We start from the raw sequence: 17,883 nt of genomic DNA, 5'->3' as shown, positions 1-17,883 counted from the left end.
GGACACCACTAGTACGGCAGCGGGGTGGATATGTGATGTTATTACATTAGTCAACAAGTCAATCCGGCGGAATTGCGGCGACCGGAGCAATTTGCGTGTGCCTATTTTCGCCCCACGCCTGCTGGCTCAAGAGGATTCGCTCATGCAACCTTGCCGCCAGCGAACCGCGACTCTAAAGAGGCGCGACCCACAAAGGAAGGAAACGTCCAATGAGCATTCGTCGCATCGATGTTGGCCCACGCATGAGCCAGATCGTCATCCATGGCAACACCGTCTATCTGGCTGGTCAGGTCGGCGAACCAGGCGGAAACGTCGGCACCCAGACCAGGGACATTCTGGCGGCCATCGACGAATTGCTGGCCAAGGCCGGCACCGACAAGACCAAGATCCTGCAGGCGATCATCTGGCTGGCCGATATGAGCACCTTTGCCGAGATGAACGCGGCATGGGACAAGTGGGTGCCACAGGGCCATACCCCGGCCCGCGCCACCGGCGAGGCCAAGCTTGCCGGGCCGGAATACCTGGTCGAGATCATCGTTACCGCCGCCATTTGAGATGCGGCTCTTTACCCTCCCCCTCGAGGGCCCTCGAGGGGAGGGTTACCCCTGCGACGGTGTGAACCGCGCGACCAGCTTGTGGCTGTCGGCCGCATAGGTGAAACGGACATGGGTGACCGGGTGCTCGGCGCTCCATGTCCGTCGCTCGACCACCAGGCAGGGGGCGCCGGACTCGATTTCGAGTGCGGTCGCAATGTGTCTGTCGGCGGCGACGGCGCGGATGCGGTGCTCGGCGGCACTCCATGGCACGCGGGCGATCAGCCACGGCCCAGGCGCGACGGCAAAAAATTCCTCGTTGGCGGCCTCGGCCACAGCGGCCAGGTTGATCAGCCGCTGTTCGTGGGCGAACGGCCGCTTGCCGGCGAAATGCCGGCATTCCAGCGCCAGCACCGGCCCGTTGCAGTCGAGTTCCAGCAAGGCGCGATCCTCGGCGCTGCTGCGTCTTTTATGTCGTGCCACACGCTCGTAGCGATAGGGCAGGCCGAGCGCCTCGACCTCGATCCTGATGTCATGGATTTCCAACACCGCGGCTTGCGACTGCGGCCGCCGGACAAAGCTGCCAGAGCGGCGGCGGCGCTCTATCAGCCCCGCCTTGGCAAGCTGCGACAGCGCCTTGTTCACCGTCATGCGCGAACATTTGTACTCGGCCGTCAGTTCGTGCTCGAACGGGATGCGGTGGCCGGGCGCCCAGGCGCCGGACAGGATTCGTTCGCTGATGTCGGACAGGATGCGTTGATGCAGCGAGAGGGGCTCGCCGCCGTCCGCATCCATTGTCTGGATCATGCTCATGCCGAAAGCGCCGTCATCACCGTGCGAAAACGCTCGGCAATAAAATCGCGCCTTGCATGCCTGCCACTGCTGACCAGTTTCTTGCCATGCACCCAGACACAATCGACCTTGGAACCGTTGGCGAAGATCCAGGTGTCGAGCACTGCATCGCCCGTCTTGCCGGCAAGCGAGGGGTGCTTGCCATCGAGCGAGATGAAATCGGCTGGGGCGCCGGCGGCGATCCGCGAGGGGCTTGCGCCGAGCGCTGCGCTGCCGCCGTCGAGCGCGGCATCGAACAGTGCGCGCCCGGTCGAACCGCCGGCGACCGCCAGCAGGTTGCGGGCACGGTGGGCGAGGCGCTGCGAATATTCGAGCTGCCGCAATTCGTCCGGCAGGCCGATCAGCACGTTGGAATCGGAGCCGACGCCGAAGCGGCCGCCATGTTGCTTGAACAAAGGTGCTGCAAAGGTGCCGTCGCCGAGATTGGCCTCGGTGATCGGGCAGAGGCCGGCGATTGCTCCGCTTTTCGCCATGGCCGCCGTTTCGGACTCGGTCATGTGGGTGGCGTGGATCAGGCACCAGCGACCATCGACCCTGGCATTGACGAGCAGCCATTCGACCGGCCGCGCCCCGGACCAAGCAAGGCAGTCCTCGACCTCCTTCACTTGCTCGGCGATGTGGATGTGGATCGGTCCGCCGGGTGCCATTGTCGCGATGTTTTCCAACTGCTCCGGTGTCACGGCGCGCAGACTGTGCGGGGCGATGCCGACGACCGCGTGATTCAAGGTGCGAACGGTTTCGTGACATTTCTCAACAAGCCGCGAGAACCGATTCATATCGTTGATGAATCGCCGCTGGCCTTCATTCGGCTCTGCGCCGCCGAAAGAGGAATGTGCATAGAAGACCGGCAGCAGCGTCAGCCCGATGCCGGTGTCGGCAGCCGCGGCGGTGATGCGGTCGGCCATTTCGGCGACGTTGGCGTAGGGCTGGCCGTCGCGGTCGTGATGCAGATAGTGAAACTCGCCGACGCGTGAGAACCCAGCCTCCAGCATCTCGACATAGAGCTGCGCGGCGACCGCCTCGACCTGATCCGGCGTCATCGACAGCGCGAAGCGATACATCACCTCGCGCCAGCTCCAGAAACTGTCGGATGAAGGGCCGCGCAGCTCGGCTAGACCGGCCATGCCGCGCTGGAAGGCGTGGCTGTGGAGGTTCGGCATGCCTGGCAGCAGAATGGCATGGCGTTCGTCGCCGGGCTGGGATGCGGTGTTGGGCTCGACCGTGGCGATGTGGCCATCACTGACGACGATCCGGGCATTGGAATGCCAGCCGTCGGGCAGAAGCGCCTGTTCCGCAAAGATCGCAGTCACGTTTTCTCTCCGATTCCCTTGTCCCGTGCAATGATACCGCTTGCAGTGCGTTTCAATATGTATATACATAATCACCGCCGATTGAAACGGAAAAGATGATGGCTGGAGAGAGCAAAAGCCGGACAGGGGAGATCCGCCTCTGGCGCAATGCGCGTCTAGCGACCATGGCCGACAGCGCCGCCGGACTGGGTATCGTCGAAGACGGCGCGATCGCCGCGCGCGATGGCCTGATCGTCTATGCCGGCCCGGGAGCCGACATGCCGGCAGCCTTCAGCCAGAACGCCGAGAATGTCGATTGCGAAGGCCGCTGGATCACACCCGGCCTGATCGACTGCCATACTCATCTGATCCACGCCGGCAATCGCGCCAACGAATTCGACATGCGGCTGGCCGGCGCCACCTATGAAGAGGTCACCAGGGCCGGCGGCGGCATCGTCTCGTCGGTCAAGGCGCTGCGCGCTGCCAGCCAGCAGGAATTGGTTGCGCAGTCGCTGCCGCGCCTCGACGCGCTGATCGCTGAAGGCCTCACCACCATCGAGGTCAAGTCGGGCTACGGACTCGATCTCGAAAACGAGAAGAAATCGCTGCGCGCCGCGCGGCTCTTGGGCGAAAACCGTCCAGTAACGGTTACAACGAGCTTCCTCGGCGCGCATGCTCTGCCGCCTGAAGCGAAAGGCGACAAGGACTCGTTTATCGATCTGGTCGCAAACGAGATTTTGCCGGCCGTCACCGCCGAGGGCCTGGCCGACGCGGTCGATGGTTTTTGCGAGGGCCTCGCCTTTTCGCCAGAGCAGATTTCTCGCGTGTTCGACGCGGCGAAAGCAGCAGGCCTGCCGGTAAAACTCCACGCCGACCAATTGTCCAACCTGCACGGCGCAGAACTTGCGGCGCGCTATGGCGCCCTGTCGGCCGACCATCTCGAATACACTGACGAGGCGGGTGCGGCGGCGATGGCGAGGGCCGGGACCGTGGCGACGATCCTGCCCGGCGCATACTATTTCATCCGTGAGACTAAGAAGCCGCCGATCGGCCTATTTCGCCAGCACGGCGTCAGAATGGCGGTCGCCACCGACTGCAATCCCGGCACCTCGCCGCTGACCTCGCTGCTGCTGACCATGAACATGGCGGCGACTTTGTTTGGTCTGACTGTTGACGAATGCCTTGCCGGTGTCACCCGCGAGGCCGCCCGCGCGCTCGGACTGCTCGGACGAACCGGCACGCTGGAGGCTGGGAAATCGGCCGACCTGGCGATCTGGGACATCGAGCGCCCGGCCGAGCTCGTCTACCGCATGGGCTTCAACCCGCTGCATGCCCGCATCTGGAGGGGACAATGAGTGAACTCAAACTCAAGCCGGGCAACACGACGCTGGCCGACTGGCGCGAAATCTATCGTGGCGCGATGCCGAAGCTGGACGCGGCCTGCTGGCCAAAGATCAAGGCCAGCGCCGAGGCCGTTGCCCGCATCGTCGCCAAGGGTGAGCCGGTCTATGGCATCAACACCGGTTTCGGCAAATTGGCCAGCGTCCGTATCCCCGCCGCCGATCTCGAGACGCTGCAACGCAACATCGTGCTGTCGCATGCCGCCGGCGTCGGCGAACCGATGCCGGTCGCTGTTTGCCGGCTGATGATGGCACTGAAGCTGGCCAGCTTGGCGCAGGGCGCCTCCGGCGTGCGGCCGCAGACCATTGAGCTGCTCGAAGCGATGCTCGCCAACGACGTCATTCCGGTGGTGCCGGCGCAAGGCTCGGTCGGCGCATCCGGCGACCTTGCGCCACTGTCGCACATGACGGCGGTGATGATCGGCGTCGGCGAATGTTTTACCCCGCATGGCCGGTTCCCGGCCAAGGTCGCCTTTGTCTCGCACGGGCTGGAGCCGGTCACGCTTGGCGCCAAGGAAGGGTTGGCGCTGCTCAACGGCACACAGTTTTCGTCCGCCTATGCGTTGGCCGCCTTGTTCGACGCCGAAGTGCTCTACCAGTCGGCGCTGGTCGCTGGTGCGCTCTCGACCGATGCCGCCAAGGGTTCCGACGCCCCCTTCGATCCGCGCATCCACCTGCTCAGGAGGCATCCTGGCCAGATCGAGACGGCAGAGGCGCTGCGCAACCTGATGGCCGGCAGTGCCATCCGTGAATCGCACCGGGTCGGAGACGAACGCGTGCAGGACCCGTACTGCTTGCGCTGCCAGCCGCAGGTGATGGGTGCAGCGCTCAGCGTGCTGCGCCAGGCCGCCGGCACGCTGGGCACCGAGGCCAACGGCGTCACCGACAATCCGCTGATCTTCGCCGAGGACGACACAGCACTTTCCGGTGGCAATTTCCACGCCGAGCCAGTCGCCTTCGCCGCCGACATGATCGCGCTCGCCGTCTGCGAGATCGGCTCGCTGTCGGAACGGCGCATCGCCATGCTGGTCGATCCGGCGCTGTCGGGCATGCCGGCCTTCCTGACCCCGAAGCCAGGCTTGAATTCCGGCTTCATGATCCCGCAAGTGACGGCGGCGGCACTCGTCTCGGAAAACAAGCAAAAGGCCTATCCGGCCAGTGTCGATTCGATCCCGACCTCGGCCAATCAGGAAGACCACGTCTCGATGGCGGCACATGGCGCGCGCCGGCTGATCGGCATGATCGAGAATGCGACGGCCGTCATCGGAATCGAATTGCTGGCCGCCACGCAAGGCTGCGATTTCCATGCGCCGCTGGCATCGAGTGCGCCGCTCGAAGCGGTGCGCAGACTGGTCAGGGCCGAAGTGCCGCATCTCGACAATGACCGGCATTTCCACCCCGACATGGAAAAGGCCGTCGCCATGGTGCGCAGCGGCGCTGTCGCGAAGGCAGCGGGCGCGGTGGCGCTGCCGGGAATCGCGTCGTGAGGATGTGCGCCTCTATAGGTCGCCGCAAAGCGCCAGCGCAGGGAGACCATTCATGAACGCGCCCTCCTCCTGGCTCACTGTAAAGCGCGGCACCGCCCCCCTGCTGGTCTCGATCCCGCACACCGGCATCGATCTCGCCGGCCTCGAGAACCGGCTGGTGTCGCCTTGGCTCGGCCGCCGCGACGCCGACTGGTGGATCGACAAGCTGTATGAGTTTGCCGAAGACCTCGGCGCGACGGTGGTGCATACCGCGATCTCGCGCACCGTCATCGACGTCAATCGCGATCCCTCCGGCGTCTCACTCTATCCCGGCCAGGCAACCACCGGCCTGTGCCCGACCGAGACCTTCGACGGCGATCCGCTCTATCGCGTCGGGGAAGAGCCTGATGCCTCGGAGGTCGAAGAGCGCCGCGAAAAGTACTTTGTGCCTTACCATGCCGCCATGCAGGCCGAGATCGACAGGCTGCGCGCCGTGCACCGGAAGATCGTCCTCTATGACTGCCATTCGATCCGCTCGATGCTGCCGCGGCTGTTCGAAGGCACTCTGCCGGTGTTCAACCTCGGCACCAATGACGGCAAAAGCGCCGATCCGGGCTTGCAGGCAATGGTCGGCCAGATCCTCGCCGAGACCGGCGAGAGTTTTGTCGTCAACGGCCGCTTCAAAGGCGGCTGGATCACGCGCCATTTCGGCCAGCCGCAAAACGGCGTTCATGCGCTGCAGATGGAACTGTCCAACCGCGGCTATATGCGCGAGCCCGAGGGCAAAGGTACGCCCGACAATTGGCCGGTGCCTTACGACCCGGCATTCGCCGCGCCGATCCGCGCCACGCTGAAGCGGATCCTGGAAAGCGCGATTGCCTGGGCCGGGCGCTGACGCATCGCCGCGCAGCTCATTCGAAAGGAAAAGTGACGCCATGACCCATCCTCGCCACAACATCCGCGAAGTCCGCAGCCCGCGCGGCAGCGAGCTCAATGCCCGCACATGGCTGACTGAAGCGCCGTTGCGCATGCTGATGAACAATCTCGATCCCGACGTCGCCGAAAACCCCAACGAACTGGTCGTCTATGGCGGCATCGGCCGCGCGGCGCGCACCTGGAACGACTTTGATCGCATCGTCGCCTCTCTGAAGACGCTTGGAGACGACGAGACGCTGCTGGTGCAGTCCGGCAAGCCGGTCGGCGTGTTTCGTACCCACACCGATGCGCCGCGCGTGCTGATCGCCAATTCCAACCTCGTGCCGCACTGGGCGACATGGGAGAAATTCAACGAGCTCGATAAGAAGGGCCTGATGATGTACGGCCAGATGACGGCCGGCTCGTGGATCTACATCGGCACCCAAGGCATCGTGCAGGGCACCTACGAGACCTTCGTCGAGGCCGGCCGCCAGCATTACGACGGCAACCTCAGGGGCAAATGGATATTGACCGGCGGCCTCGGCGGCATGGGCGGCGCCCAGCCGCTGGCCGCGGTCATGGCCGGCGCCTGCTGCCTGGCGGTCGAATGCGATCCCGACCGCATCGATTTCCGGCTGCGCACTCGCTATGTCGACGAACGCGCCGACACGCTCGACGAGGCGCTGGAAAGGATCGAGCGCTGGACCAGGGCCGGCGAGGCGAAATCGGTCGGCCTGGTCGGCAACACCGCAGACATCGTGCCGGAACTGGTGCGGCGTGGCGTGCGCCCCGACCTGGTCACCGATCAGACGTCGGCGCATGATCCGCTCAACGGCTATCTCCCCAAGGGCTGGTCGCTCGCCGAATGGCGCGAGAAGCGCACCAGCGACCCGAAGGCGGTCGAAAAGGCGGCGCGCGCGTCGATGCGCGAACATGTCGAGGCGATGGTGGCGTTCTGGAATGCCGGCGTGCCGACGCTCGACTATGGCAACAACATCCGCCAGGTGGCGAAGGAGGAAGGGCTCGACAATGCCTTTGCCTTCCCGGGTTTCGTGCCGGCCTATATCCGGCCACTGTTTTGTCGCGGGATCGGTCCGTTTCGCTGGGCAGCCCTCTCCGGCGATGCCGAGGACATCTACAAGACCGACGCCAAGGTGCGCGAGCTGACGCCCGGCAACACCCACCTGCACAACTGGCTCGACATGGCGCGTGAGCGCATCGCCTTCCAGGGTCTGCCGGCGCGCATCTGCTGGGTTGGTCTCGGCGACCGCCACCGGCTCGGCCTCGCCTTCAACGAGATGGTGGCGAAAGGCGAGCTCAAGGCGCCGGTGGTCATCGGCCGCGATCATCTCGATTCAGGCTCGGTTGCCTCGCCGAACCGTGAGACGGAATCGATGAAGGACGGCTCGGACGCCGTGTCCGACTGGCCGCTGCTCAATGCGCTGCTCAACACCGCCTCCGGCGCAACCTGGGTATCGCTGCATCATGGCGGTGGCGTCGGCATGGGCTTTTCGCAACATGCCGGCATGGTCATCGTTGCCGACGGCACACGCGAAGCGGCCAAACGCCTGGAGCGGGTGCTATGGAATGACCCCGCAACCGGCGTCATGCGCCACGCTGATGCCGGCTATGACCTCGCCATCGACTGCGCCAGGGAGCACCAGCTCAACCTGCCAGGCATCCTCGGCTGAACCGCGCCTTGCGCATCCTCCGGGCAGCCAAATACCGGTCCATGCCGTGGAAGAACGGCGGCGGGGTGACGACGGAAATCGCCGTGTCGCCCGCAGGTGCTGCGCTCGACGATTTCGACTGGCGCGTCTCCATGGCGCGCGTCGAAAGCGGCGGGCCATTCTCCGAGTTTGCCGGAGTGGACCGAAGCTTGGCCGTGCTGGAAGGCGAGGGGATTATCCTTGATATTACCGGCCGCCCGGCGGCTACGCTGACCAAAACGTCCGCCCCGCTTTCCTTTGCGGCCGATGTGCCGACGCAAGCGGCGCTGATCGCCGGTCCGATCACCGATCTCAACGTCATGACGCGGCGTGGACGGATGACCCATGCCGTCAAACGCCTGGTGATTTCAGACCCGACGGACATCCAGTCAGCCGCCGATGCGACCCTCATCCTGTGTGTTGACGGCGAGATCTCGGTGGCCGGCGCGGCGCCTGTCCACATCGGACCGCGCGACGCGCTGTTGCTCGGGCCGGACGACGCTCTGTCACAGCGCCTGGAGCCTGCGCGACCAGCGACGCTGTTCGTGATCCGCATCGATCGCGTTTCGGCAAACGATTAACGCCTGTTTCGAAACATGATCACAACACCGGCGAAATATGCCGTAAGCTCAAGCCCAGATCACGAAAAAGCCTGAATCCTTCCGTCGATCAACTCCCGGCGGGAGGGAGGTGGTTCGTCTGCAGGTCTTGGTGCGAAAATAAACTTTCGGCCCTTGTTTCGATGCAACTAATTCCATTTCAATCGGTTCTAGGGACATTGCCGTGGCGGTGACGCCGCTAACGCGTCCCCCATGCGGAATTTTCAATGAATATCCAGACAGACCCCACCCAAATGGAAAAGACGAGCGCGAGCTTTCCGGCCATCACGGAAGAGCCGATACGCTCCAATTTCCTGCCGGAAGAGCGCCTGCGCACGCTGGGTGCAAGCCTCGCCAAGGGTGACGTCAAGGATCTGTTCGGCCTGGAGCCGTTCGATTTCCAGCCACGCGTCCGCGACAGCGCCAGCAAGATTCTCGAAGTCTACCGTTCGACCAATGCCGCGCAGGCGAGAGGCGAGACGATCACGCCGGCGGCGCAATGGCTGCTCGACAACAATTATCTGGTCGAAGAAACCATCTTCCAGGTCAAGCGCGACCTGCCACGCCGCTTCTATCGTCAGTTGCCGACCCTGAAACTGTCCGACGGCGCCAGCGTGCCGCGCGCCCTTGCGCTGGCCTGGACCTATGTCGCCCATTCGGACAGTTCGGTCTCGGCGACCATGTTCAAGGCGATCGTCGAAGGCTTTCAGGCCGTCGAGCCGCTGAAGATCGGCGAACTCTGGGCGCTGCCATCGCTGCTGCGCTTCGTTTTGATCGAAAATCTTCGCCGGATCGCGGTTCGGGTCAGTCGTACCCGGCAGATGCGCCAGATTGCCAACGAGGTCGCAGACCGCGTGCTGGCACTCGATGAAACCGCCGACCGTCAGGCGATCCTGTCGAACTACGTCGCCCATGCACAAGACACCACCTTTGCCACCCAATTGCTCTACCGCCTGCGCGACGGGTCGCAAAATGCCGGCAGGGCGCTGGAATGGCTGGAGGGCGAGCTTGAAAGGTCCGGCTCCGATGCCGAGGAAATCATCATCAGCGAGCATCGCACGTTGTCCAGCGGCAACGTAACCACCGGCAACATCATCCGCGGCCTCAGGCTCATCAACGATATCGACTGGACGGTTTGGTTCGAAGACGTCAGCCGCATCGACACCTTGCTGCGCGAGCGCACCGATTTTGCCGCGCTCGATTTCTTCTCGCGCGACCAGTACCGGACCGCGATCGAGGAAATGGCGCGCCGCTCCGATCGTTCCGAATTCCGCGTTGCTGAAAAGGCGATCGAACTCGCCGGCCATGCCGCTGTCGCCGATACCACCGTCACCGGTCCGACCGCTCACACCGACGTCGGGTTCTTTCTGGTCGGTCCGCGCCGGCTGGAACTGGAAAAGGCGATCGGCTATCGGCCGACGGTCAGCGTCACGATCAAACGGGCGTTCCGCAAGACCGGATGGCTGGGCATTGTCGTGCCGGTGTTCGCGCTGACGGTCCTGCTTCTTGTCCTCTCCGGCAACGCCCTTGCCAGTCTCGGCCTGTCCATACCGTCGATCGTCCTGATGCTGGCGCTGTTTGCCGTGCCGGCCAGCGAAGGCGCGCTTGCCTTCTTCAACACCGTCGTATCGTTGTTCCTGAAGCCGACGCGCCTCGTCGGCTACGACTATAAACGCGGCATGCCGCCCGAGGCGCGCACGCTGGTGGTGGTGCCGTCGCTGATCGGCTCGCGCGACGACGTCGAGGAGAACATCCGCAACATCGAAGTGCACCACCTGGCCAACACGGCGGACGAAATCCATTTCGCTCTGCTTTCGGACTGGCCTGACAGCAAAACCGAAATCGATGCGGCGGATATCGAGATCCTCCAATATGCTCGCGACGAGATCGCGCGGCTGAACGCCCGCTATCCCAGCGAAGGCGCGCCGCGTTTCTATGTCCTGCACCGCCGGCGGCTCTACAATGAATCCCAGGGCGCCTGGATGGGCTGGGAACGCAAGCGCGGCAAGCTCCACGAACTGAATCTTCTGCTGCGTGGCGACAGCGACACCACCTTTCTGCCGCTGGACGTGCCGTTGCCGGAAAAGGTCATCCATGTGATGACGCTGGATGCCGATACGCGCACCACCCGCGATGCCGTCGCCAGTTTGGCTGGAAAGCTTTGCCATCCGCTCAACCGCCCGCATTACGATGCGGCAAAGCGCGTCGTCACCGCCGGCTACACCATCCTGCAGCCGCGCATCACCGCTCCGCTGACCAGCGGCGACGACGCATCCTTCTTCCAGCGGGTCTTTTCTGCCAATCGCGGCCTCGATCCCTACGTATTTGCCGTCTCGGACATCTACCAGGACGTCTTCGGCGACGGCTCCTTCACCGGCAAGGGGCTCTATCACGTCGACGCCTTCGAGGCGGCGCTGAAGGGCCGCATCGAAGAAAACACCGTGCTTAGCCACGATCTGCTCGAAGGCGCGTTGGCGCGCGCGGCACTGGTCACCGACGTCGAATTGGTCGAGGACTATCCGACCCGCTATTCGGTCGACGCGTCGCGCCACCATCGCTGGGCGCGCGGCGACTGGCAGCTTCTGGGCTTCATTCTCAATCCGCGTTCCGGCGTGCCGGCGCTGTCGCGCTGGAAGATGGTCGACAATCTGCGCCGGTCGCTGACGCCGATCTTCTGGGTGATGGCCGCGATCGCCGGCTGGACGCTGCTGCCCTTCACCCAGGCCGCGCAATGGCAGGCGCTGCTGATCCTCACACTTTTCATGGCGCCCACATTCGACATCGTCCACGCCATCCTGCCGAAAAGCGGCGACCAGACGCCGCGCGGTCATTTCTCGGCGCTGGCGCGCGACGTCGTCTTCGGCACCGCCCTGGTGGCTCTGAAGATCGTGCTGATGGCGCATCTGGCCTGGATGATGGGCGATGCCATCATTCGCACGCTCTACCGCCTGTTCGTCAGCCGGAAGAACCTGCTCGAATGGCGCACTGCCTCGCAGGCTCACAAGATCGGCGACAACGATCTCGGCTCCTATTACGGCATGATGTACGGTGCAGTGATCGTCGGCGCCGTCGGCCTCGCCATCCCTGTTGTGGCCGATTCCACCGGAGCTTTCGTCGCCTTCTTCTTCGCGCTGTTCTGGATCGGCTCGCCGGCCTTCGCCTACTTTATCAGCCGCTCGGCCGAAACCGAGGACCGTTTGCGCATATCGGCGGCGGACATCCATGTGCTGCGCACGATTGCGCGGCGCACATGGCATTATTTCGAGACCTTCGTGACGGCCGAGCATCACAATCTGCCGCCCGACAATTTCCAGGAAAGCCCGGCGCCTGTCGTGGCCCCCCGCACCTCGCCGACCAATATCGGCGTCTATCTCCTGTCAGTTGTTTCGGCGCGCGATTTCGGCTGGATCAGCCTGTCCGACGCCACCACCCGCATCGACGCGACGATGTCGACTATCGAGAGCATGCCGCGTGAGCGCGGCCATCTCTTCAACTGGTATGACACGACGACCCTGAAGCCACTCTATCCGCTGTACATTTCCGCCGTCGATAGCGGCAATCTCGCCGGCCATCTGGTGGCGGTGGCGGCAGCCTGTGCCGAATGGGCGGAAGCGCCTGCAGTCCACCTTCAGGGCGACTTCGAGGGTATCCTCGATACGGTGACGATTCTCGACGAAAGCCTGGCGGAGTTGCCTGACGACCGCCGTCAGTTGCGGCCGTTGCGCCAGCGACTTGCCGATCGCCTCGATGGCATGCGACGCGCGGTCGAATCGATCAAGGCACAGCCCGAGATGGCGTCGATCCGCACCATCAACCTGGCCGTTCTGGCCGGCGAGATCCGCAAGCTCGCCATCGCCATCCATACTGAGGCCGCATCGACGCAGAGCGACACCATCGCCGACTGGTCGGCGAGACTGGAAGCCACCTGCGAAGCGCATGTCCATGACGCGCATAGCGACGACACTGCCGTCGAGGCGCTGCGGGCCAAGCTTCTGTCGTTGCGCGAGCGTACGCGCCGCTTTGCCTTCGAGATGGATTTCTCCTTCCTCATGCGCAAGGAACGCAAGCTTCTGTCGATCGGCTACCGGGTCGAGGAGCATCAGCTCGACGAAAGCTGCTACGACCTGCTGGCTTCCGAGGCGCGGCTGACCAGCCTGTTCGCCATAGCCAAGGGCGATCTGCCGACGGAGCACTGGTTCCACCTCGGCCGGCCGATCGTCGAGATCGGGTTCAAGGGCGCGCTGATGTCCTGGTCCGGCTCGATGTTCGAGTATTTGATGCCGCCGCTGGTGATGAAGGAGCCGCAAGGCAGCATCCTCAACCAGACCAGCAAGCTCATCATCAAGCGCCAGATCCAGTACGGCCGCTCGAAGGACGTGCCCTGGGGGATTTCGGAAGCGGCCTACAACGCCCGCGATCGCGAATTGACCTACCAGTACACCAACTTCGGCGTGCCCGGGCTGGGCCTGAAGCGAGGTCTCGGCCAGAACACGGTGATTGCCCCTTATGCGACCGTGCTGGCGGCGCAGTTCACCCCGCGTGAATCGGTGCAGAACCTGGCCAGGCTGCGGCGGCTCGGCGCCCTTGGCCGGCACGGCTTCTACGATGCGGTCGATTTCACGCCGCAACGCGTGCCGGAGGGCACCGACCATGTCGTCGTGCTGAACTACATGGCCCACCATTCCGGCATGTCGATCGCCGCCGTCGCCGACGCCATCTTCGAAGGACGCCTGCGCGACCGCTTCCACAGCGATCCGGTGATCGAGTCGGCCGAGTTGCTGCTGCAGGAAAGAGCGCCGCGCGACATCCCGACCGCCACCGTCAGGACCGAGGCCGACGAACGGTCGAAGGACGAAACGGAAGCCGAGAGCCCCGATACGCGCATCGTGCTCAACCCGCTCAAGGCGCTGCGTTCGACCAGCGTCATGTCCAATGGCCGCTACTCGGTCATGGTTACCGCGACCGGCTCCGGCTATAGTCGCTGGGGCGAGCTTGCCGTCACGCGCTGGCAGCCGGACCCGACCGAGGATCGGCTTGGCTCCTACATCTTCCTGCGCGACTCCGGCACCGGCGACTGGTGGTCGGCCACCGCCGAGCCGAAGCGTGCCACCCACGAAGAGGTGCGGACGCTGTTCTCCGACGACAAGGCGAGCTTCGTCAAGTCAGTGGGATCACTGCGTTCGGAGGTCGAATGCATCGTCATTTCGGAAGGAAATGGCGAAGGCCGGCGGGTGACGCTCTACAATGACGGCCCGGTCGACCGGCATATCGAAGTGACCTCGTTCGCTGAACTGGTGCTGGGCTCCGAAGCATCCGACAACGCGCATCCGGCGTTCTCGAAAATGTTCGTGGAAACCGAAATCGCTGCGAATAACGCAGCGATCTTCGCCACCAGACGTAAGCGGGAAACGGACGAGCCTGATGTCGCCATGGTGCATTTCGTCACCGACCCGTCTGGGTCGACGCGCGACGCCGAGGCCGAAACCGACCGGCGCGCCTTCATAGGCCGCGGCCGCACCATTACCGAGGCCGCCGCATTCGATCCCGGCGCCAAGCTTGGCGGCCATTCCGGCTTCACGCTGGATCCGGTCGCGGCACTTCGCCGACAGGTGCGCGTGCCGGCCAACAAGAAGATAGCGCTGACCTTCTGGACTGCCGTCGGCGCCAACCGTGCCGAACTCGAAGAAGCCATTGCGCGGCTTGATCATCCGGAAGCCTTCGCGCGCCAGGCGATGCTCGCCTGGACCCGCTCACAGGTGCAGACCCGGCATCTCGGTCTCAGCCTTGCCGATGCCGCCAATGTGCAGAATCTGGCGCGCTACCTGATCTATCCGGATCCGTTCCTGCGGCTTCCGGCCGAATCGATCGCTTCCGGGCTCGGTAGGCAATCGGGCCTATGGCCGACCAGCATATCCGGCGACTTTCCGATTTTCCTGGTCAGGATCGGCGATGTCGCCGATCTCGAAATCGTTGCCCAGGCGCTCCGCTTCCAGGAATACATGCGCGCCCGAGGCATGATGATCGACTTTGTCGTCATCAACGAGCAGGCTTCGTCCTACGTGCAGGACCTGCAACGGGCGGTCGAGACGCTGTGCGAAAACAGCCGCCTGCGCGGCAAGGAGCTAGGACCCCGCCAGCACATCTTCGCGGTGCGCCGCGACCTCATGGACGAGGCGACCTACAAGACGCTGCTGGCCACTGCTCGCGTCGTTCTGCACACGCGCAACGGCACTATCTTCGATCAGATCGAGCGCGCCGAGGCCGCTGCGCTGCAAGCGCGGGACGCCTTGCAGCCGGCGGGTGCAGCAGCGCTTCGTGAACCGTCTCCGCCGGCGCCACAGACGTGGGCCCAAGCCTCGTTCGACGGCAGTGCCGACGGCAGCGGGCTCAACCAGTGGAACGGTTTTGGCGGTTTCGAGGGCGACGGACGCCACTATGTCGTGCGCCTTGCTGGCCGCCGCATGACGCCGCAGCCCTGGATCAACGTCGTCTCCAACGCCTCGTTCGGTTTCCACGTTTCGGCTGAAGGCGCTGCCTTCACCTGGAGCCGAAACAGCCGCGACTATCAACTGACGCCGTGGGCGAACGACCCGGTCACCAACCGGCCAGGCGAGGGCATCTATATCTACGACCATGCCAGCGGCCGGGCGTTCTCGCCGCTGGCCGCCGTCGTCCGCGATCCCGCCATGACCTACGAAACATGGCACGGGCAGGGGTTTTCGACCTTCCGTTCGAAGCGCGGGCCGCTGTCGATGGACCTTACCCATGTGGTGGATTCCGTCGATCCGGTGAAAATCTCCAGGTTGCGCATCCAGAATTCCGGCTCGGCGCCGGCGCGACTGCGCGTCTATGCCTATGCGGAATGGGTTCTTGGCAGCCATCGTTCGCGCACGGCGGCGACCATCGTTCCGTCCAGGGATGCCGCGACGGGCGCGTTGCTGGCGCAAAATCCCTACGGGCTCGATTTCAGCGAGCGGGTCGCCTTCCTGGCCGCCGACGGCGCGGCACACTCGGTGACGGCCGACCGCGGCGAGTTCATTGGCCGCCACGGCACCAGCGAACTCCCGCAAGCCGTGCTCAGCGGCGCAAGCCTGTCGGGCCGCGTCGAGGCGGGCGACGATCCTTGTGCGGCAATTGCACGCGACGTCGAGATCCCTGCCGGCGGCGACGTGACGCTGCTCTGGCTGCTCGGCGATGCAGCCTCTGCCGAGGAAGCCAGCGCGCTGGTACGGCACCACTGCAGCAAGGATTTCGATCAGCGGCTGACTGACAATGAACGCACCTGGCGAGGGTTTCTCGACACCATCCAGGTCGAGACGCCGGACAGGGCGCTCAACGCGATGGTCAACCACTGGCTGCCCTATCAGAGCCTTGCCTGCCGCATCCGCGCCCGCTCGGCGTTTTACCAGGCGAGCGGCGCCTTTGGCTTCCGCGACCAGTTGCAGGACACGCTGGCCCTGCTTCTCCATGATCCGAAACTGGCGCGCGACCAGATCCTCAACGCGGCGCGGCGGCAATTCCCCGAAGGCGACGTGCAGCATTGGTGGCTGCCGCGAACCGAGGCAGGCGTCCGCACCATGATTTCCGACGACGTGGTCTGGCTCGCCCACGCCACGGCACACTACTTGCTGGTGACCGGCGATACCGCGATCCTCAGGGAACAACTGCCCTTCATCGAAGGGCCGCCGCTGGAAGAAGGCGAGCACGACGCCTTTTTCACCCCGGAGATATCGAAGAAGTCCGCTTCACTCTACGATCATTGCGCGCGCGCACTTGACCTTGCCATCAAGCGCAGCAGCCCCGCCGGACTGCCGCTGATCCTCGGCGGTGACTGGAACGACGGCATGAACCGTGTCGGCGAGCAGGGCAAGGGCGAGAGCGTCTGGCTGGGTTGGTTCCTGCTGAAGACGCTGGGCGACTTTGCAGCTGTCGCCAAGGCAGAAGGCGACGCCAAGCGCGCGCAAGCCTGGACAAAACATGCGGGCGTGCTGAAGCGGGCGCTGGAAAGTACGGCCTGGGACGGTGAATGGTATCGTCGCGGCAGCTTCGACGACGGCACGCCGCTGGGGTCGCGCAGTTCGCAGGAATGCAAGATCGACTCGATTGCCCAGTCGTGGAGCGTGCTGTCGGGCGAGGGCGATCCGGCGCGATCGACGACGGCGATGCAGCAGGCGATGAAAATGCTCGTCGACGACGAGCTCAACATCGTAAAGCTTTTCACCCCTCCCTTTTCCAGGACGGAACAGAACCCAGGCTACATCAAGAGCTACCCGCCGGGTGTCCGTGAAAACGGCGGCCAGTACACCCACGCAGCGACATGGTTCGTCATTGCGCTCGCCGAAATGGGGCGCGTCGACGACGCCTACCGCTGCTTCTCGATGCTCAACCCGGTCAACCATGCGCTCGACGAGGCCGCTGCCGAGCACTACCGCGTCGAGCCTTACGTCGTCGCGGCGGACGTCTACGCCGGGCAAGGCAAGGGCGGCCGCGGCGGCTGGACCTGGTATACCGGCTCGGCCGGCTGGCTTTATCGCGCGGCGGTCGAAGGCATCCTCGGCATCGAGCGCAGGGGCGAGCGCATCCAGTTCAGGCCGAAACTGCCCAGCCATTGGGATGGCTATGCGGCAACGCTCAAGGTGCTGGGGGCCGAGCTCAGGGTTCAGGTTGTCCGCGACAAGAAGGCCAAAGCCGTCTCGCTCGAGGTAAATGGTAAAAAGACGAAGGCTTCGTCTTTCGAACCGAAAGCCGGCGACAAGGCCGATCTGGTCGTCAGGATACCGGCGTAGCTTCAAGGATTTGGAGCGTCTTTGTACATCTTGAGGATGTGCGTTATTTAAAGTTGCTCGAGCAATTCTATTGCGCATGAGATATCCCAAAAGCCGATGCAGGCTTTTGGGATTCGTACATGCCAAGTTGCTGATTAAAATTTCGGCAGTGCTTCCGGCCTGCCACGATTTTGCCGCAAGGCTGACATTTTACCTTTCTTCTCAAACCGTTAGGTGATCACGACAGATTTCGCAGCGTCGCCATCTTTTGTTCGCGAATTGGGAACTGAAGGGGTACGAGGGCATTGTTTCGCGACACGTCAACGAGTACGAGTCAGAAATGATGCAGTGCACA

At 64.0% G+C, this 17,883-nt stretch carries 9 protein-coding genes; 7 read left to right on the top strand and 2 right to left on the bottom strand.

Annotated elements, in window-relative coordinates:
• Positions 1 to 209 precede the first annotated feature (209 nt).
• Positions 210 to 554: a RidA family protein gene (locus X738_RS76045; protein WP_023803210.1), complete on the top strand. Its 345-nt coding sequence runs from the start codon at positions 210 to 212 to the stop codon at positions 552 to 554.
• Between the two features lie 45 nt (positions 555 to 599).
• On the opposite strand, the gene hutC is transcribed toward X738_RS76045, so the two are convergent.
• Both hutC and X738_RS76035 read right to left on the bottom strand, forming a co-directional pair.
• Positions 600 to 1,346, bottom strand: a complete 747-nt coding sequence (gene hutC / locus X738_RS76040; RefSeq protein WP_023803209.1) for a histidine utilization repressor — start codon at positions 1,344 to 1,346, stop codon at positions 600 to 602.
• A complete protein-coding gene (locus X738_RS76035; protein ID WP_023803208.1) occupies positions 1,343 to 2,695 on the bottom strand; it encodes a formimidoylglutamate deiminase in 1,353 nt (450 codons plus the stop codon). Before X738_RS76035 ends, hutC begins: the two co-directional genes overlap by 4 nt.
• 98 nt (positions 2,696 to 2,793) lie before the next feature.
• Between X738_RS76035 and hutI the strand changes: the two genes are divergently transcribed.
• From hutI to X738_RS76005, 6 genes are all read left to right on the top strand, one after another.
• Entirely contained in the window at positions 2,794 to 4,029 is a 1,236-nt protein-coding gene (gene hutI, locus X738_RS76030; RefSeq protein WP_023803207.1) for an imidazolonepropionase, read from the top strand.
• Positions 4,026 to 5,561, top strand: a complete 1,536-nt coding sequence (gene hutH, locus X738_RS76025; protein ID WP_023803206.1) for a histidine ammonia-lyase — start codon at positions 4,026 to 4,028, stop codon at positions 5,559 to 5,561. The genes hutI and hutH overlap by 4 nt, the downstream gene beginning before the upstream one ends.
• Positions 5,562 to 5,613: 52 nt before the next feature.
• Positions 5,614 to 6,435, top strand: coding sequence for an N-formylglutamate deformylase (gene hutG / locus X738_RS76020; RefSeq protein WP_023803205.1), 822 nt, complete (start codon positions 5,614 to 5,616; stop codon positions 6,433 to 6,435).
• A 40-nt stretch (positions 6,436 to 6,475) separates the two neighbouring features.
• Positions 6,476 to 8,146 (top strand): urocanate hydratase, encoded by a 1,671-nt coding sequence (gene hutU / locus X738_RS76015; RefSeq protein ID WP_023803204.1) that lies wholly within the window; start codon positions 6,476 to 6,478, stop codon positions 8,144 to 8,146.
• Between the two features lie 8 nt (positions 8,147 to 8,154).
• A complete protein-coding gene (locus tag X738_RS76010) occupies positions 8,155 to 8,745 on the top strand; it encodes a HutD/Ves family protein (protein WP_023803203.1) in 591 nt (196 codons plus the stop codon).
• A gap of 245 nt (positions 8,746 to 8,990) precedes the next feature.
• A complete protein-coding gene (locus X738_RS76005; RefSeq protein ID WP_023803202.1) occupies positions 8,991 to 17,549 on the top strand; it encodes a GH36-type glycosyl hydrolase domain-containing protein in 8,559 nt (2,852 codons plus the stop codon).
• Positions 17,550 to 17,883 lie beyond the last annotated feature (334 nt).

This window comes from Mesorhizobium sp. L48C026A00, from assembly GCF_000502375.1.
Taxonomy (GTDB): domain Bacteria; phylum Pseudomonadota; class Alphaproteobacteria; order Rhizobiales; family Rhizobiaceae; genus Mesorhizobium; species Mesorhizobium muleiense.
This window is presented reverse-complemented; position numbering and strand designations above follow the sequence as displayed.